General features: G+C 72.1%; 16 protein-coding genes. 14 read left to right on the top strand and 2 right to left on the bottom strand.

Going from position 1 to position 17,839, the window contains the following annotated elements:
• The first annotated feature begins 195 nt into the window (after window positions 1–195).
• The 4 genes from gatC to HDG68_RS13505 are packed head-to-tail and all read left to right on the top strand — an operon-like array spanning window position 196 to window position 4,120.
• On the top strand, window positions 196–492 hold the full coding sequence (gene gatC / locus HDG68_RS13490; RefSeq protein WP_172152961.1) for an Asp-tRNA(Asn)/Glu-tRNA(Gln) amidotransferase subunit GatC: 297 nt from the start codon (window positions 196–198) through the stop codon (window positions 490–492).
• A 1-nt stretch (window position 493) separates the two neighbouring features.
• A complete protein-coding gene (gatA, locus tag HDG68_RS13495) occupies window positions 494–2,014 on the top strand; it encodes an Asp-tRNA(Asn)/Glu-tRNA(Gln) amidotransferase subunit GatA (protein ID WP_172152962.1) in 1,521 nt (506 codons plus the stop codon).
• 16 nt (window positions 2,015–2,030) lie between these two features.
• Entirely contained in the window at window positions 2,031–3,533 is a 1,503-nt protein-coding gene (gene gatB / locus HDG68_RS13500) for an Asp-tRNA(Asn)/Glu-tRNA(Gln) amidotransferase subunit GatB (protein WP_172152963.1), read from the top strand.
• The gene (locus HDG68_RS13505; RefSeq protein WP_172152964.1) at window positions 3,530–4,120 is read left to right on the top strand and encodes a GNAT family N-acetyltransferase; all 591 of its coding nucleotides are present in this window, start codon (window positions 3,530–3,532) and stop codon (window positions 4,118–4,120) included. Before gatB ends, HDG68_RS13505 begins: the two co-directional genes overlap by 4 nt.
• On the opposite strand, the gene HDG68_RS13510 is transcribed toward HDG68_RS13505, so the two are convergent.
• Window positions 4,117–5,493 (bottom strand): cryptochrome/photolyase family protein, encoded by a 1,377-nt coding sequence (locus tag HDG68_RS13510; RefSeq protein ID WP_172152965.1) that lies wholly within the window; start codon window positions 5,491–5,493, stop codon window positions 4,117–4,119. The genes HDG68_RS13505 and HDG68_RS13510 overlap by 4 nt on opposite strands.
• Before the next feature lie 91 nt (window positions 5,494–5,584).
• Between HDG68_RS13510 and HDG68_RS13515 the strand changes: the two genes are divergently transcribed.
• A complete protein-coding gene (locus HDG68_RS13515; protein ID WP_172152967.1) occupies window positions 5,585–7,105 on the top strand; it encodes a peptide MFS transporter in 1,521 nt (506 codons plus the stop codon).
• Window positions 7,106–7,149: 44 nt separating this feature from the next.
• Here the strand turns inward: HDG68_RS13515 and HDG68_RS13520 are convergent, their stop codons facing one another.
• Window positions 7,150–7,695, bottom strand: coding sequence for a DoxX family membrane protein (locus tag HDG68_RS13520; protein WP_172152969.1), 546 nt, complete (start codon window positions 7,693–7,695; stop codon window positions 7,150–7,152).
• Window positions 7,696–7,946: 251 nt separating this feature from the next.
• On the opposite strand from HDG68_RS13520, the gene ilvD (HDG68_RS13525) reads away from it, so the two are divergent.
• The 9 genes from ilvD (HDG68_RS13525) (at window position 7,947) to ilvN (ending at window position 17,792) form a co-directional block, all read left to right on the top strand.
• Window positions 7,947–9,809 carry a dihydroxy-acid dehydratase gene (gene ilvD, locus HDG68_RS13525; RefSeq protein ID WP_172152971.1) on the top strand — a complete coding sequence of 621 codons (1,863 nt, stop codon included), beginning with the start codon at window positions 7,947–7,949 and terminating at the stop codon, window positions 9,807–9,809.
• 2 nt (window positions 9,810–9,811) lie between these two features.
• Window positions 9,812–10,114, top strand: a complete 303-nt coding sequence (locus tag HDG68_RS13530; RefSeq protein ID WP_172152973.1) for a hypothetical protein — start codon at window positions 9,812–9,814, stop codon at window positions 10,112–10,114.
• Window positions 10,115–10,155: 41 nt separating this feature from the next.
• A complete protein-coding gene (ilvD, locus tag HDG68_RS13535) occupies window positions 10,156–11,871 on the top strand; it encodes a dihydroxy-acid dehydratase (RefSeq protein ID WP_172152975.1) in 1,716 nt (571 codons plus the stop codon).
• Between the two features lie 40 nt (window positions 11,872–11,911).
• The gene (locus HDG68_RS13540) at window positions 11,912–12,229 is read left to right on the top strand and encodes a 4a-hydroxytetrahydrobiopterin dehydratase (RefSeq protein ID WP_172152977.1); all 318 of its coding nucleotides are present in this window, start codon (window positions 11,912–11,914) and stop codon (window positions 12,227–12,229) included.
• Between the two features lie 86 nt (window positions 12,230–12,315).
• On the top strand, window positions 12,316–12,906 hold the full coding sequence (locus HDG68_RS13545) for a pyridoxamine 5'-phosphate oxidase family protein (RefSeq protein WP_172152979.1): 591 nt from the start codon (window positions 12,316–12,318) through the stop codon (window positions 12,904–12,906).
• A 100-nt stretch (window positions 12,907–13,006) separates the two neighbouring features.
• Window positions 13,007–14,065, top strand: a complete 1,059-nt coding sequence (locus HDG68_RS13550; RefSeq protein WP_343037581.1) for an ABC transporter ATP-binding protein — start codon at window positions 13,007–13,009, stop codon at window positions 14,063–14,065.
• Window positions 14,065–15,141: an ABC transporter permease subunit gene (locus HDG68_RS13555; protein ID WP_172152983.1), complete on the top strand. Its 1,077-nt coding sequence runs from the start codon at window positions 14,065–14,067 to the stop codon at window positions 15,139–15,141. Before HDG68_RS13550 ends, HDG68_RS13555 begins: the two co-directional genes overlap by 1 nt.
• A 287-nt stretch (window positions 15,142–15,428) precedes the next feature.
• Window positions 15,429–17,252 (top strand): acetolactate synthase large subunit, encoded by a 1,824-nt coding sequence (locus HDG68_RS13560; protein WP_172152985.1) that lies wholly within the window; start codon window positions 15,429–15,431, stop codon window positions 17,250–17,252.
• Window positions 17,253–17,270: 18 nt separating this feature from the next.
• Window positions 17,271–17,792 carry an acetolactate synthase small subunit gene (gene ilvN / locus HDG68_RS13565; protein ID WP_172152987.1) on the top strand — a complete coding sequence of 174 codons (522 nt, stop codon included), beginning with the start codon at window positions 17,271–17,273 and terminating at the stop codon, window positions 17,790–17,792.
• Window positions 17,793–17,839: the final 47 nt, after the last annotated feature.

The raw sequence follows: 17,839 nt of genomic DNA on the forward strand, positions 1-17,839 counted from the left end.
TGCCCTGGAAACGGGGTGGGAGAGTAGGACGCCGCCGGACACCCTTCACAGCAGGCCCCCCACACCACCAGGTGCGGGGGGCCTGACTGCTACCCGGAGGTGCCACGAGGCAGGGCGAACTACCGCGGGCGTAGTTCACAGGATCGGTGCCCCAGCACGGCTCGGCGGGCCCGAGCGGCCACTAGACTGGCGGCCATGTCCACCATCTCCCGTGACGAGGTCGCGCGTGTCGCCGCGCTGGCGCGGATCGAGCTGCGCCCAGACGAGCTGGACCGGCTCTCCGGCGAGCTCGACGTGATCGTCGAGTCCATCGCCAAGGTGAGCGAGGTCGCGACCCCCGAGGTCCCTGCCACGAGCCATCCGCTCCCGATGTCCAACGTGTTCCGCCCGGACGTCCCCGTCGCGGCGCTGCCGGTCGAGGACGTGCTCGCCGGCGCCCCGGACGCGGAGGACGGCCGGTTCGCGGTCCCGCAGATCCTCGGGGAGGACTGAGATGACCGACCTGACCCGCCTGTCCGCGGCCGTGCTCGCGGAGAAGCTGCGCGCCCGCGAGATCACCAGCGTCGACCTGACCCAGGCTTTCCTCGACCGCATCGTGTCGGTCGACGGCGCGATCCACGCGTTCCTGCACGTCGACGCCGACGCCGCTCTCGCCACGGCCCGTGACGTCGACGCCCGCCGGGAGGCCGGCGAGGACCTCCACCCGCTCGCGGGCGTCCCGATCGCCGTCAAGGACGTCGTCGTGACCAAGGGCCAGCCGTCCACCGCGGGATCGAAGATCCTCGAGGGCTGGATCCCGCCGTACGACGCCACGCTGGTCGAGAAGATCCGTGCCGCCGGCATGCCGATCCTCGGCAAGACGAACATGGACGAGTTCGCGATGGGCTCGTCCACCGAGCACTCGGCATACGGCAACACGCACAACCCCTGGGATCTCGAGCGGATCCCCGGCGGGTCCGGCGGCGGCTCCGCGGCCGCGCTGGCTTCCTTCGAGGCGCCGCTGGCGATCGGCACGGACACGGGCGGCTCGATCCGCCAACCCGGTGCCGTCACCGGCACGGTCGGCGTCAAGCCCACCTACGGCAGCGTGTCGCGCTACGGCCTGATCGCCCTGGCCTCGAGCCTGGACCAGGCGGGCCCGGTGACTCGCACGGTGCTGGACTCGGCGCTGCTGCACGAGCTCATCGGCGGGCACGATCCTCGCGACTCGACCTCCATCGACGAGCCCCTGCCGGACCTCGTGGAGGCTGCACGGCAGGGCGCCGCGGGCGACCTGTCCGGGGTGCGCGTCGGCGTGGTGACTGAGCTGCAGGGCGAGGGCTACCAGGAGGGCGTGCAGGCTCGCTTCGACGAGTCGTTGGACATCCTGCGTGCCGCGGGCGCGGAGGTCGTCGAGGTCTCGTGCCCGCACTTCGAGTACGCGCTGGCGGCCTACTACCTGATCCTGCCGGCCGAGGCGTCCAGCAACCTCGCCAAGTTCGACGGGATGCGCTTCGGGCTGCGGGTCGAGCCCGAGGAGGGGCCGGTCACGGCGGAACGCGTCATGGCGGCCACCCGGGGCGCGGGCTTCGGCGACGAGGTCAAGCGCCGCATCATCCTCGGTACCTACGCCCTGAGCGCCGGGTACTACGACGCCTACTACGGCAGCGCGCAGAAGGTGCGAACGCTCATCCAGCAGGACTTCGACGCGGCCTTCGGCCAGGTCGACGTGCTGGTGTCCCCGACGGCGCCCACGACGGCGTTCAGGCTGGGCGAGAAGCTCGACGACCCGCTGGCGATGTACCTCAACGACGTCGCGACGATCCCGGCCAACCTCGCCGGCATCCCGGGCATCTCGGTCCCGAACGGTCTGACGGCGCCGCCCGAGGGGGGCGCCGAGCTGCCCACGGGGTTCCAGATCCTCGCCCCGGCGAAGGCCGACGACCGCTTGTACCGCGTCGGCGCCGCGCTCGAGGCGGCGCTCGAGAAGTCCTGGGGCGGCCCCCTGCTCGACCGTGCACCCGAGCTCGGCTGACGGACCCACGAAGGAGATGACTGTGACCCAGCTGGTCGACTACGCCGACGCGGTCCGACGGTTCGACCCGGTGCTCGGCATCGAGGTGCACGTCGAGCTCGGCACCCGCACCAAGATGTTCTGCGCGGCCGAGGTGGAGTTCGGCGGCGAACCCAACACGCAGACGACGCCCGTCAGCCTCGGGCTGCCCGGCGCGCTGCCCGTCGTCAACGGCACGGCCGTGGAGTACGCCATCCGGATCGGCCTGGCGCTGAACTGCCAGATCGCTGAGTCGTGCCGGTTCGCCCGGAAGAACTACTTCTACCCGGACGTGCCGAAGAACTTCCAGACGTCCCAGTACGACGAACCGATCGCGTTCGACGGCTGGCTCGACGTGGAGCTCGAGGACGGCACGGTCCACCGGGTCGAGATCGAGCGCGCCCACATGGAGGAGGACGCCGGCAAGAACACGCACGTCGGCGGCACCACGGGGCGGATCCACGGCGCCGAGTACTCGCTGGTGGACTACAACCGGGCCGGCATCCCGCTGGTGGAGATCGTCACCAAGCCGATCACCGGTGCCGGTGACCGCGCTCCGGAGGTCGCCCGCGCCTATGTCCAGGCCCTGCGGGACATCTTCCGGGCGCTCGACGTCTCCGAGGCGCGCATGGAGCGCGGCAACGTGCGCGCCGACGTCAACGTCTCCCTGCGGCCCACCGCCGAGGACCCGCTGGGCACCCGCACCGAGACCAAGAACGTGAACTCGTTCCGGTCCGTTGAGCGCGTGGTGCGGCACGAGATCTCGCGCCAGGCCGCCGTGCTCGACGCCGGCGACGCCATCGTCCAGGAGACGCGGCACTGGCACGAGGACACGGGTGTGACGACGTCGGGCCGCGTGAAGTCCGACGCCGAGGACTACCGCTACTTCCCGGAGCCCGACCTCGTGCCGGTCGAACCGTCGCGCGAGTGGGTCGAGGAGATCCGTTCCACGCTGCCGGAGCTGCCTCAGGCCCGCCGCCGTCGGCTGCAGATCGAGTGGGGCTACGCCGACGCCGAGATGCGGGACGTGGTCAACGCGGGCGCCGTGGAGCTCATCGAGTCCACCGTCGCCGCCGGTGCGACGCCGGCCGCCGCGCGCAAGTGGTGGATGGGCGAGCTGGCCCGCCGGGCCAAGCAGGACGAGGTCGAGCTGGCCGAGCTGCCGATCACCCCGGCCCAGATCGGCGAGCTGCAGCGGCTGGTCGACGACGGTCGCATCAACGACAAGATCGCCCGACAGGTGCTCGACGGCGTGCTCGCCGGTGAGGGCGACCCGGAGGCGGTCGTGACTGCCCGGGGCCTGGAGGTGGTCTCCGACGACGGTCCGCTCCTCGCCGCCATCGACGAGGCGCTGGCAGCCCAGCCGGACGTCGTCGAGAAGGTCCGTGGCGGCAACCAGGGTCCGGTGGGGGCGATCATCGGCGCCGTCATGAAGGCGACGAAGGGGCAGGCGGACGCCAAGCGCGTGCGCGAGCTGATCCTGGAGAGGATCGGCAGTTGAGGCCGCCGGTTCTGGCAGGGGAGATGGTGCGGCTGCGGCCGATCGAGGCCCGTGACGCCGACCGGCTCTGGGAGTCGTTGCACGACGCCGAGGGCATGCGCCTGACGGGGACGACGGCGACGTTCAGCCGCGAGCAGATCGACGACTGGGCGGCGAGCGTCGCCGACCGGGACGGTCGCCTGGACTGGGCGATCGTGCCCGGCGCGGTCCGGGACGGCGAGCCGGTCAGCGACGAGCTGATCGGCGAGATCGTGCTCAACGAGATCGACCCCGTCAGCCGCAGCGCGAACCTGCGCCTGCAGATGCTGCCCGACTACCGTGGCCGCGGGTACGGGCGGGAGGCGATCGAGCACGTGCTGCGGTTCGCGTTCGACGCCGCGCGCGAGGACGGCGGCCCGCGCCTGCACCGGGTGGGCCTCGACGTGCTCAGCATCAACCCGCGGGCCAAGGCGCTGTACGCGTCGCTCGGCTTCGTGGAGGAGGGACGCCTGCGCGACGTCTACCGGGACGGCGACTCCTGGGCGGACGCGATCGTGATGAGCGTCCTGGAGGACGAGTTCCGCGACCTGCAGGCAGCCGCGGGCTAGTCCTTGGCCCGCTGGAAGTCGTCGAGAGCGACCCGCCTCTCGTGGGCGTGGTCGACGAGCGGCTCCGGGTAGTCGGCGGGCGGTGCGTCGAGCTTCCACGGCTGGTGCACCGCCCGTCCGGGCACGTCGCCCAGCTCGGGCACCCAGCGCCGCACGTAGACCCCGTCGGGGTCGAACTTCTCGCCCTGGGTGACCGGGTTGAAGATCCGGAAGTACGGCGCGGCGTCGAACCCGCTGCCGGCCACCCACTGCCAGTTGAGCTGGTTCTGGGAGACGTCGCCGTCCACCAGGTGCGCCATGAAGTGCTCGGCGCCGCGCTGCCAGCGCACGTGCAGGTCCTTGACGAGGAACGACGCCACGACCATCCGGACGCGGTTGTGCATCCACCCCGTGGCCAGCAGCTGGCGCATCCCCGCGTCGACGAAGGGGTAGCCGGTCCGCCCCGCGGCCCAGGCGTCGAACCATCGGCTCTCCTGCTCGCCCGTGGTCCAGGAGTCCTCGGGGACGACGACGCGCACCGACCGGGTCCGGGCTGCCGGCCGGTGGTGGAGCACGTCGGCGTGGAACTCGCGCCAGGCGAGCTCGGAGCGGAAGGTGGCGACGTCGTCGGACGGGGCGCCGTCGTGCTGCGCGGCGGCGAGGTCGGCGAGCATGGTGCGCGGGTGGATCTCGCCCCAGCGCAGGTGCACCGACATCGCCGACGTCCCGGCCCGGTCCGGTCGGTCACGCCCGGCGTCGTACTCCGCGAGCCCGTCGCGGACGAAGTCGTGCCAGCGCCGCCGGGCGGCCTCCTCACCGGCGCGCGGCAGGTGCGCGGTCGGCTCCGGACCGTCCGGCAGGTCGTCGCCGTCCAGCGCGGCCCAGGGGATCTCGTGGGGCCGGCGGGCCGGTGACGGCCAGCCGTGGTCCAGCCAGGCGTTCCGGAACGGGGTGAACACGCGGTACGGGGTGCCGGACCCGGTGAGCAGGCGACCGGGGGAGACGGCGTAGGCCGACCCGGTGCGCACCAGGGCGGCGCCGTCCCGGCCGAGCGCCTCCTCGACGCCGTCGTCCCGCCGTCGGCCGTAGGGTTCGTGGCTGGCGGCGACGTGCACCTCCCGTGCTCCGGCCTCGCGCACGACGGCGGGCACGACGTCGTGCGGGTCGCCCCGGCGGATCACCAGCCGCCCGTCGCACGCCTCCTCCAGGGCGCGCAGCGAGTCCAGCAGGTAGGCGAGCCGGTTGGCGCCCGCGCGCGACCACAGCGCGTCGTCGAGCACGTACAGGCCGACGACGTCGGCGTCGTCGTCCCGGGCGGCCTCGACCGCGGCGACCAGCGCGGGGTTGTCGGCGAGGCGCAGGTCGCGGCGGAACCACATCACGGACGTCGGCATGGCCCCCACGGTACGGGCGGACGGACGATCGCACAGGGGGACGCCGAACCGTCCGGTCGCAGGTCAGCGGGTCCGGTGCCAGAGTTTGTCCATGAGTGCGTCCGACGGCGAGCAGCCCGCAGCGTCCGAGCGTTCGGCCGACCGCGCGTTCTTCGGCCAGCCCCGCGGGTTGATGACGCTGTTCACCACGGAGCTGTGGGAGCGGTTCAGCTACTACGGGATGCGCGCCATCCTGGTGCTCTACATCACCGACGCCGTCGTCAACGGCGGGCTCGGGTACGACGAGACCACCGGCGAGGCCATCGGCTCGGTCTACGGCAGCTCGGTCTACCTGCTGTCCATCGTGGGCGGCTGGCTCGCGGACCGGGTCATCGGCGCCCGGCGCTCGGTGCTGTACGGGGGCGTGGTGATCGCGGCGGGCCACGTGTCCCTGGCGATCCCGCAGGAGTCCTTCACCTGGCTCGGGCTCGTCCTCGTGGCGCTCGGCACCGGCCTGCTCAAGCCGAACGTGTCGGCGATGGTCGGCGAGCTCTACGACCGCGACGACCCGCGCCGGGACAGCGGCTTCTCGATCTTCTACATGGGCATCAACCTCGGCTCGCTGTTCGCCCCCCTGATCGTCGGGACGGTCCAGCGCGTCTGGGGCTACCACGCCGGGTTCTCGGTCGCCGCGGTCGGGATGGCGATCGCCCTGGTGTTCTTCGTCCTCGGCCGCCGTCACCTGCACGGCGCAGGTGACGCGGTGCCCAACCCGGTCCAGCCCGAGGAGCGCGCCGGGATCGCGCGGATGCTCGCCCTCGTCGTCGTCGGCGTCGCCGTGATCTACCTGATCGCCGTGGTCGTCACCGGGTCGTGGGGCGGCACCACGTTCGTCGACGCGTTGAGCTACCTCGCCCTGGTCACCCCGGTCGTGTACTTCGTGATCATGTACCGGTCGCCGAAGGTCCTGGCGACCGAGCGGCCGCGCCTGCTGGCCTACATCCCCCTGTTCGTCGCCGCGATGCTGTTCTGGATGATCTTCGAGCAGGCCGCGACGACGCTGACGACGTTCGCCCGGGACCGCACCGAGCTGACGGTGCTCGGCCTCGAGGTCAGCCCCGCGTTCTTCCAGTCGGTCAACCCCGCCTCGATCATCCTGCTCGCCCCCGTGTTCGCCTGGCTGTGGCAGCGCACGGGCGGGCGTCCGCCGACGCCGTACAAGTTCGCGATGGGGCTCGCGCTGGCGGCGCTGTCGTTCCTGTTCCTGTCCGGGGCGTCCGCCGTCGTCGGCGACGACCGTGCCCCGGCGTGGGTGCTCATCGTCGTCTACGTCGTGCAGACCCTCGGGGAGCTGTGCCTGTCCCCGGTGGGCCTGGCGGCGACGACGCTGCTCGCGCCGCAGGCGTTCCGCGGGCAGGCGATGGCGCTGTGGTTCCTGGCCAACGCCTCCGGCCAGGCCATCACCGCCCAGCTCGTCCAGGCGACCGCCGACGTCTCCGACACCGCCTACTTCGGCTGGATCGGCGTGGTGGCGCTGGCGGTCGCCGGGCTGATGTGGGCGCTGTCGCCGTGGGTCATGCGGCACATCCGGGCGGCCGACGAGGCGGAGGGCGTGCACACCGCCGGAGCGTGACCGGCCGGGTCCGGCACGCGCGGCCCCGCCCGGTCACGGCACGCTCAGCGCATCCAGGTCCGGGCTCCCGGGACCCCGGAGTCAGCCCACGCACGACCGAGACCCCAGGTGTCGCCCGACCGCGTCAGGGCCAGAGCGGCCAGGAGGCCCACGTACACGAGGTGTTCGTCCACGACCGGGTTGTGCGACCCGGCGGCGAACGGCCATGCCGCCAGGTACAGCATCGCCATCACGAGTCCACCGGCGACGGCGGCGACCCGCAGTCCGATGCCGAGCAGGAGCGCCAGCCCGGTGCCGGCCATGGCCGCGACGAACAGCACGTCGGTGACGGGTCCGGCGAGCGCGGCGAACAGCGCGGCCGGCGGCGTGTCGAGGTGGGTGAGGTAGCCGGCGGTCGGGGAGCTCCCGGCGATCCACGACCGCTCGGGGGTGGTGGCGTGGCCGAGTCCGAAGACCTTGTCGAGCGCGGGCCACAGGAAGACGACGCCGAGCAGCAGCCGGCAGCACGCGAGGGCCCGGCGTGCTGCCGGGGAGCTGACGGGCCCGCTCGTCGGATCGGTCGGGGCGTGGGTGGTGGCGGTCTCGTGCATGGTGTCCTCGTCTCTGGTCGGGATGTGCTGCGACGCCGAGCAGCGTGCGGAGCGGGAGCGCTCCCTGACCAGGCAGGACGGGCGATCTGAGCGGTGCTGCGTAGGGATTCGTCCCGGGTGGTGAGACGCGTAGGGGAGTTCCCGTAGGACCACCTCGCGGACCGGTCGGGGCGGTCGGTCGACGACGGCGTAGTGTGCCCTCCGAACGTCGCTCACGTCACGCACGTGAACCGGTACGAAGGAGCAGACAGATGAGCCGCCCCCTGCGTTCGCGCACGTCGACCCACGGCCGCAACATGTCCGGAGCCCGCGCCCTGTGGCGCGCCACGGGGATGGGGTCGGAGGACTTCGGCAAGCCGATCGTCGCGATCGCCAACTCGTACACCCAGTTCGTCCCGGGGCACGTGCACCTCAAGGACATGGGCGACCTCGTGGCGGGAGCCATCCGCGAGGCCGGGGGAGTGGCCAAGGAGTTCAACACCATCGCCGTCGACGACGGCATCGCGATGGGTCACGGCGGCATGCTCTACTCGCTGCCGAGCCGCGACCTCATCGCCGACTCGGTCGAGTACATGGTCAACGCGCACTGCGCGGACGCCCTGGTGTGCATCTCGAACTGCGACAAGATCACCCCGGGCATGCTCAACGCGGCGCTGCGGCTCAACATCCCCGTGGTTTTCGTCTCCGGCGGGCCGATGGAGGCCGGCAAGGCCGTCGTCGCCGACGGCGTGGCGAGGACCAACCTGAACCTCATCAACGCCATCAACTACTCCGCGGACGAGAACGTCTCCGACGAGGCGCTGGCGAAGGTCGAGGAGAACGCCTGCCCCACCTGCGGGTCCTGCTCCGGGATGTTCACGGCGAACTCCATGAACTGCCTCACCGAGGCGCTCGGCCTGTCCCTGCCGGGCAACGGGTCGACCCTCGCCACGCACGCCGCGCGCAAGGAGCTGTTCCTCGAGGCCGGGCGCACCGTCGTCGAGCTGGCGAACCGGTACTACGACGGCGAGGACGACACCGCGGCGCCGCGCGGGATCGCCACCAAGGAGGCGTTCGCCAACGCGATGGCGCTCGACGTCGCGATGGGCGGGTCGACCAACACGGTGCTGCACGTGCTCGCCGCTGCGCAGGAGGCCGAGGTCGACTTCACGCTGTCCGACATCGAGGAGATCTCGCGCCGGGTGCCCTGCCTGAGCAAGGTCGCGCCGAACCACCCGAACTACCACATGGAGGACGTCCACCGGGCGGGCGGCATCCCCGCGCTGCTGGGCGAGCTGCACCGGGCCGGCCTGCTGGAGAAGGACGTGTCCAGCGTGCACACCCCCACACTTCAGGAGTGGCTGGACGACTGGGACGTGCGCGGTGGCAAGGCCACCGAACGCGCCCTCGAGCTGTTCCACGCCGCTCCCGGCGGGGTGCGCACCACGCAGGCCTTCTCCACGCAGAACCGGTGGGAGTCCCTCGACACCGACGCCGCGGAGGGCTGCATCCGCGACGTCCAGCACGCCTACACCGTCGACGGCGGCCTGGCGGTGCTGCGCGGCAACCTCGCCGAGGACGGCGCCGTGTTCAAGACCGCCGGCGTCGACCCCGACGTGTTCCACTTCCGGGGTCGGGCGCTCGTGTGCGAGTCGCAGGACGAGGCGGTCGAGAAGATCCTCACCAAGCAGGTCGAGCCCGGGCACGTCGTCGTGGTGCGCTACGAGGGGCCCGCCGGTGGGCCGGGCATGCAGGAGATGCTCTATCCGACCTCCTTCATCAAGGGCCGCGGGCTGGGCAAGGTGTGCGCGCTGATCACCGACGGACGCTTCTCTGGCGGGTCGTCCGGCATCTCCATCGGGCACGTCTCCCCGGAGGCCGCCGCCGGCGGGCTCATCGGCCTGGTCGAGGACGGCGACGAGATCGAGATCGACGTCGACTCGCGCTCCATCCGGCTCGACGTCCCGGACGAGGTACTCGCCGAGCGTCGCGCCGCGATGGAGGCCTCGGAGCACCCGTGGCAGCCGAAGGACCGCGACCGCTACGTCTCCCCGGCGCTGCAGGCCTACGCCGCCATGGCGACCAGCGCCGACAAGGGTGCCGTGCGGGACGTCTCGCTGGTCGCGCGTCGCTGACCGTGCGCGTCGTCGATCCCACGGCGCAGGACGTCGACGCGGTCGAGCTGCTGCTCGCCGACGACGGCGGCTACTCCCGCCGCGTCCTCGGGCGGGCGCCGCGCCGCCACGACGCGGTCGAGCGGGTCGCGCGGTGGCCGGAGATCTCCCGACTCCGTCTCGCCGTCGTCGACACCAACCGTGACGTGGCCGCGCCTTTCTGGCGTGCGCTCGGCTACGAGCCCACGGGAGACGTGACGCCGTTCGAGTCCGGGAGCGTGCGCAGCACCGCGCGCATCTGGGCACGCCCGGCCGCGCGCCGGTGACCTGCCGGGCCGGGTGCCGCCGTCGGCCCTAGCCTGGGGACATGACGAGCACCGACGACCGGACCACGCCCGACCTCAAGCCCCGCTCCCGCCAGGTCACCGACGGCCTGGAGGCCACCGCGTCGCGCGGCATGCTGCGCGCCGTCGGCATGGGTGACGACGACTGGGACAAGCCGCAGATCGGCGTCGCGAGCTCGTGGAACGAGATCACGCCCTGCAACCTGTCGCTGGACCGGCTCGGCGGCGCGGTGAAGAACGGCGTGCACGCCGGCGGCGGCTACCCGCTGGAGTTCGGCACGATCTCCGTCTCGGACGGCATCTCGATGGGCCACGAGGGCATGCACTTCTCGCTGGTCTCCCGGGACGTCATCGCCGACTCCGTGGAGACCGTCATGCAGGCCGAACGCCTCGACGGCTCGGTGCTGCTCGCCGGCTGCGACAAGTCGCTGCCCGGCATGCTGATGGCCGCCGCCCGCCTGGACCTGGCCAGCGTCTTCCTCTACGCCGGCTCGATCATGCCCGGCTGGGTGAAGCTGTCGGACGGCACGGAGAAGGACGTCACCCTCATCGACGCCTTCGAGGCCGTCGGCGCCTGCTCGCGCGGGCTGATGTCCCGCGACGACGTCGACCGCATCGAGCGTGCCATCTGCCCCGGCGAGGGCGCCTGCGGCGGCATGTACACGGCCAACACCATGGCCTCGGTGGCCGAGGCGATGGGCATGTCCCTGCCCGGCTCCGCCGCCCCGCCGTCGGCCGACCGTCGTCGCGACTCCTTCGCGCACGCCTCGGGCGAGGCCGTCGTCGAGATGCTCCGCCGTGGCATCACCGCCCGCGACATCATGACCAAGGAGGCCTTCGAGAACGCCATCGCCGTCGTGATGGCGTTCGGCGGGTCCACGAACGCCGTGCTGCACCTGCTGGCCATCGCCCACGAGGCCGAGGTCGAGCTGACGCTCGAGGACTTCGACCGGGTGGCGAGCCGCGTGCCGCACCTGGGCGACCTCAAGCCGTTCGGCCGGTACGTGATGAACGACGTCGACCGCATCGGTGGGGTCCCCGTGATCATGAAGGCGCTGCTGGACGCCGGGCTGATCCACGGCGACTGCCTGACGGTCACCGGTCGCACCGTCGCCGAGAACCTGGCCGACATCGCCCCGCCGGACCCGGACGGCAAGATCCTGCGGGCCCTCGACCAGCCGATCCACCCCACCGGCGGGATCACGATCCTGCACGGGTCGCTCGCGCCCGAGGGCGCCGTCGTCAAGAGCGCCGGGTTCGACTCCGATGTCTTCGAGGGGACCGCCCGCGTGTTCGAGCGGGAGCGGCACGCCCTCGACGCGCTCGAGGACGGCACGATCACCGCCGGGGACGTCGTCGTCATCCGCTACGAGGGCCCCAAGGGCGGCCCCGGGATGCGCGAGATGCTGGCCATCACCGGCGCGATCAAGGGCGCCGGGCTCGGCAAGGACGTGCTGCTCGTCACCGACGGCCGGTTCTCCGGCGGCACCACCGGGCTGTGCGTCGGGCACATCGCCCCGGAGGCCGTCGACGCCGGACCGATCGCGTTCGTGCGCGACGGCGACCGCATCCGCCTCGACGTCGCCGCCAAGACGCTCGACCTCCTGGTCGACGCCGACGAGCTGGCCGCCCGGCACACCGACGACTGGCAGCCCGTCCCGCACGGCTACACCCGCGGCGTGCTCGCCAAGTACACCAAGCTCGTGCAGTCCGCCTCGACCGGCGCCGTGCTCGCCTGACCCCCGCGCGTGGCCGCGGCACCGGGCCTAGCGTGGAGGGATGAGCGACACCATCACCTCGGAGCAGTTCCACGCCGCCGACGGCACCCAGGACTGGCAGGTGCTCGACGGCGTCGCCGCCGCGGTCTTCGCCACCGGCTCGTTCGCGACCGGCGTCCAGCTCGTCGACGCCATCGGCGAGCTGGCCGAGTCCGCGAACCACCACCCGGACGTCGACCTGCGCTACCCGTCGGTGGCGGTCCGCCTCGTCTCGCACGACGTCGGTGGGCTCAGCGACCGCGACGCGGCGCTCGCGGCCCGGATCAGCGAGGCGGCCCGCGAGCTGGACGTGCCCGCGGAACCGCCTTCGACGGACTGAGACCGGCGCCATGACGTCGCGGCCGAGATACGGTCGCGGCCACCCGAGGGCGCCCGCCCGGGTCCCGGCCGTGCCAGGATGACGGCATGGGCACAGTGCACGAACGGATCGACGACCGGATGCGCGAGTTCCTCAGGGCCCAGCACGTCTTCTTCGTCGCGACCGCCCCGCTGGCCGCCGACGGCAGGGTCAACCTCTCGCCCAAGGGGATCGACGGGTCGTTCGTGGTCCTCGACGACCGGACGGTCGCGTACCTCGACATCACGGCGTCGGGTGCCGAGACCATCGCGCACCTGCGCGAGAACGGCCGCATCACCCTGATGTTCTGCGCCTTCGACGGGCCGCCGAACATCGTTCGTCTGCACGGGGTTGGCCGGGTGGTGAGTCTGTACGACGCCGAGTTCGACCGGCTCGTCACGCTGTTCGACGAGCGGCGGGGAGCCCGGGCGGTCGTCGTCGTCGACGTGCAGCGGGTGTCCGACTCGTGCGGGTACGGCGTGCCGCGCTACGAGCACAGGGGGGAGCGGGACCTGCTGCCGCCGTTCATGGAGCGCAAGGGACTCGAGGGGCAGGCCGACTACCGTCGGGCGAAGAACCGCATCAGCATCGACGGCCTGCCCGCCTTCGACGACGACCCGGCACCGACCGGGGTCGACGGGGGGTCCCGCCCGGACTGAGCGGTTTGCGCAGAACGCCCTCGCCGGCACTATGCTCCGCATCACACCCGGCGATGCGGTCGGGTGCCCACGAGGTGGTCGACGGCCACGAGGAGGCGGAGTGCCGACGGCGGACGGCGAGCTGGCGATCGAGACGCGCGGCCTGCGCAAGACGTACCGCAGCGTCCGGGGGCGGCGCGTGGGCGTCGAGGGGCTCGACCTCCAGGTGCCGGTCGGGGGCGTGCACGGCTTCCTCGGCCCGAACGGCTCCGGCAAGACCACGACGATCCGGATGCTGCTCGGCCTGGTCCGCCCTGACCGGGGCACCGCGAGCATCTTCGGTCACGACGTGCCGCGGCACCTGCCCGACGTCGTGGGCAGGGTCGGCGCCATCGTCGAGAGCCCCAAGTTCTTCCCGGCCTTCAGCGCGCGCGCCAATCTGCGGCTGCTCGCCGACGGCATCGGCGCACCGCGCGAGCGGGTCGACGCCGTGATCGACCAGGTGGGCCTGTCGGGACGGGCGAAGGACCGCTACCGCACCTACTCCCTCGGCATGAAGCAGCGGCTGGCGATCGCGGCGACCCTGCTGAAGGACCCGGACCTGCTGATCTTCGACGAGCCGACCAACGGGCTCGACCCCGCGGGCATCCACGAGATCCGCCGCACCATGCGAGGTCTCGGCGACCAGGGCAAGACCGTGCTGGTCTCCAGCCACATCCTGGCCGAGGTCGAGCAGATCGCCGACACGGTCTCCATCGTCGCGCGCGGCCGGCTGGTCGCGTCCGGCAGCGTCGCCGAGCTCATCGGTGGCCAGGGCGGGCCCGCGGTGCGGGTCGGGCTGGCCGCCGACGACGTCGCAATCGCCACGAGCCTGCTCACGAGCCGCGGGCTGGTGGTCCGCCGCGAGGACGACGCGCTCCTGGTCGACGGCGCCGACGCCGCGACCGTCAACCGCATGCTGGGCGAGCAGGGGGTTTGGGCCGGGGAGCTGACCGTGCGACGCGCCGACCTCGAGTCGGTCTTCCTCGGGCTGACCCAGCACGAGGTTCCGGGCGGACGGGACCATCGCGGCGGTCGCCGTCGGCGCAAGGAGGAGGCGCGGGACACCACCTCCGGGGCGGGTGCCGCATCCGGGCCCGGCGCTGCCGTCGCGAGCACGACGATGGGGGAGGACGCCTGATGCGGCTGCTGAGGGTCGAGCTGCGCCGGTTGTGGCTGCGCCGGGTCACCTGGGGCGGGCTCCTGCTCGCCCTGCTGATCGCGGGGCTGGCGGTGCTCTCGCAGATCTCCGCCGCGACGCCGCCCAGCGAGCGGGAGATCGCCGAGGCCGAGGAGTTCTACGCCCAGGAGCTCGAGTACTGGGAGGAGCACGGGGAGGAGGACGTCGCCGCGTGCGAGGAGTCCGAGGCCGACGACCCCGACCCGGCCGCGGACTACGGCTGCGACCAGATGGAGCCACGGCTCGAGTGGTTCCTGCCGACGGCCACGACGTTCGTGCCCGCGCCGGAGATGCGTGAGGCAGGGACGGACGGCATCGAGCCCGGCGACGGGGACGACCCCCGGATCGCCGAGATCCAGGAGTCGATCTGGTCGGGCTGGTCCGGGATCGGCGCGGCCGGCGAGTACGCCGCCGCGTTCCTCATGCTCGCGTTCGTGGTCGGTGTCAGCTTCGTGACCGCTGAGCAGAGCTCCGGGGCGCTCGGGATGTGGCTGACGTTCGAGCCCCGGCGCTCGCGGGTGTACTGGTCCAAGGCCGCTGCTTCCGCCGCGGGCACCCTCCCGCTGGTGGTGGTGGGCTGGCTCGCCACGGCCGGCGGCATCTACACGCTGCACGCCGTCTTCGGCACCGTGGGGGAGGTCAGCGGTGAGGACTGGGCCGAGATCGCCGGGTTCTCCGTGCGTCTCGTGGCGGCCGGCGCGGCGTGCGCCGCGATCGGCACGGCGCTCGGCGTCCTGTTGCGCCACGCCGTCGCCGCCGTCGGCGCCGCGGCGGTCGTGCTCTGGGCGAGCGTGGCGTTCGCGTTCTCCTTCGGGTCGGCGCAGCGCTGGCTGCCCACGGTGAACCTGACCGCCTGGCTCGAGGGCGGGACCCGCTACTCGGTCGCCGAGGACGTCCGTGACGACGCCGGTGTCGTCACCACCACGTGGACGACCGAGGTGGTCTCCGCGACCCAGGGCGGCCTGTACCTGCTGGCCGTGGTGGCCGTGCTGACCCTCGCGGCGCTCGTCGTCTTCCGGCGCAAGGACGTGTCCTGACGCGATCCGCGTGCCGTCCGTCGACGCCGGTGAGGGAGACGGTGTCCCAGCATCTGGGACGCTGGAACCGGGACGTGACATTCCCGCGACGACGGCGTAACGTGCGTCACGTGCAGACGATCTTCCTCGTAGTACTTCCTGGGCGCGCCGGCTGAGGCCACGCACCGGGCTTCGTCAGCGCGCTCACCCCTCGTCACTCCCGCCGCAGGCCGGGACCGAGGGGTTTTTCATTGCATCGAGCACCCTCAGCACACCCAGACACGTAGTTCCGACGGCAGGAGAGACCGATGGGCCAGCCGAACCCGACACCCGCCCAGGTGGCAGCGCGCACCACTCCCCGTGCGGTCGGCCAGCAGGTCGGCGAGCAGGTCACGGGCGCGCAGTCGATCGTCCGGTCCCTCGAGGAGGTCGGCGTCGACACGGTCTTCGGCATCCCCGGCGGCGCGATCCTGCCCACCTACGACCCGCTGATGGACTCGGCGAGGCTGCGGCACATCCTCGTGCGGCACGAGCAGGGCGGCGGGCACGCGGCGTCCGGCTACGCCCACGCCACCGGACGGGTCGGGGTGACCATGGCGACGTCCGGACCCGGGGCGACCAACCTGGTCACCCCCATCGCCGACGCCAACATGGACTCCGTCCCCCTGGTGGCGATCACCGGGCAGGTCGCGGCACCGGCGATCGGGACCGACGCCTTCCAGGAGGCGGACATCGTCGGCATCACCATGCCGATCACCAAGCACTCCTACCTGGTGACGGACCCCGACGACATCCCGCGGACCATCGCCGAGGCCTTCCACATCGCCTCGACCGGCCGGCCCGGCCCCGTGCTCGTCGACATCGCGAAGTCGGCGATGCAGGCGCAGACCACCTTCCGCTGGCCGCAGGAGCTCGCGCTGCCCGGCTACCACCCGGTGACCAAGCCGCACGCCAAGCAGATCCGCGAGGCCGCGAAGCTGCTGGCCACCGCGCGCCGGCCCGTGCTGTACGTGGGCGGCGGCGTGATCCGCTCGGGAGCGGCCGACGTGCTGCGCCGCCTCGTGGACGTCTCGGGCGCGGCCGTCACGACGACGCTCATGGCGCGGGGTGCCGTGCCCGACTCCCACCCGCAGCACCTGGGCATGCCGGGCATGCACGGGACCGTGCCCGCCGTCGCAGCCCTGCAGAAGGCGGACCTGATCGTCGCGCTGGGCGCCCGGTTCGACGACCGCGTGACCGGCAAGCTGTCCAGCTTCGCGCCGCACGCGGCGATCGTGCACGCCGACATCGACCCGGCCGAGATCGGCAAGAACCGTGCGGTCGACGTGCCGATCGTCGGGGACCTGCGCGAGGTGATCGGCGAGCTCATCCCGGCCCTGGAGGCCGAGCACGCCAAGGTCGGCAAGCCGGACATCGAGGCCTGGTGGCACCAGATCGACACCTGGCGCGAGACGTACCCCCTGGGATTCACCTCCACGGACGACGGCCACCTCGCGCCGCAGCACGTCATCTCGCGTCTGGGCGAGATTGCAGGTCCGGACGCGATCTACGTCGCCGGCGTCGGCCAGCACCAGATGTGGGCCGCCCAGTTCATCCGGTACGAGCGCCCCAACACCTGGATCAACTCCGGTGGGCTCGGGACCATGGGCTACTCGGTCCCCGCGGCGATGGGCGCCAAGGTCGGCGCACCCGACCGGGACGTGTGGGCCATCGACGGTGACGGGTGCTTCCAGATGACCAACCAGGAGCTGGCCACCTGCGCCATCAACGACATCCCCATCAAGGTGGCGCTGGTCAACAACAGTTCGCTGGGCATGGTCCGGCAGTGGCAGACGCTGTTCTACAACGAGCGCTACTCCAACACCGACCTGCACACCGGCCACGGCACCGTGCGCATCCCGGACTTCGTCAAGCTCGCCGAGGCGTACGGGTGCGTCGGCATCCGCGTCGAGCACGAGAACGAGGTCGACGAGGCGATCAAGCGCGCGAACGAGATCGACGACCGTCCCGTCGTCGTCGACTTCACCGTGTCGCGCGACGCCATGGTCTGGCCGATGGTCGCCGCCGGGGTCAGCAACGACGACATCCAGTACGCGCGCGGCATCTCGCCCGCCTGGGAACGCGAAGACTGAAGCGGAGGACCGATAGTCATGTCCCGTCACACCCTGTCCGTGCTGGTCGAGAACAAGCCGGGCGTCCTGACGCGGGTCGCCGGCCTCTTCGCCCGCCGTGCGTTCAACATCCACTCGCTCGCCGTCGGGCCCACCGAGCACGAGGAGATCTCGCGCATCACGGTCGTGGTCGACGTCGAGGACCACCCGCTGGAGCAGGTCACCAAGCAGCTCAACAAGCTGGTGCACGTCATCAAGATCGTCGAGCTCGACACCGAGGCCTCGGTGCAGCGCGAGCTGCTGCTGGTCAAGGTCAAGGCCGACGCGGCGACCCGCTCCGGAGTGCTCGAGGTGGTCCAGCTGTTCCGCGCGAAGGTCGTGGACGTCGTGCCGGACACGGTCGTCATCGAGGCCACCGGCACCGACAGCAAGCTGGACGCGCTCCTCACGGCGCTCGAGCCCTACGGCGTCCGCGAGATCGTCAAGTCCGGGACCCTCGCCGTCGGGCGGGGCTCCCGGTCCATCACCGACCGGGCGCTGGAGCGAGTGCGCAGCGCCTGAGACGCCGACGCGACCCGACGTCGCGCCCTGGCACAATCCCCGTCGAG

It is taken from the genome of Isoptericola chiayiensis (assembly GCF_013149805.1).
Taxonomy (GTDB): Bacteria; Actinomycetota; Actinomycetes; order Actinomycetales; family Cellulomonadaceae; genus Isoptericola; species Isoptericola chiayiensis.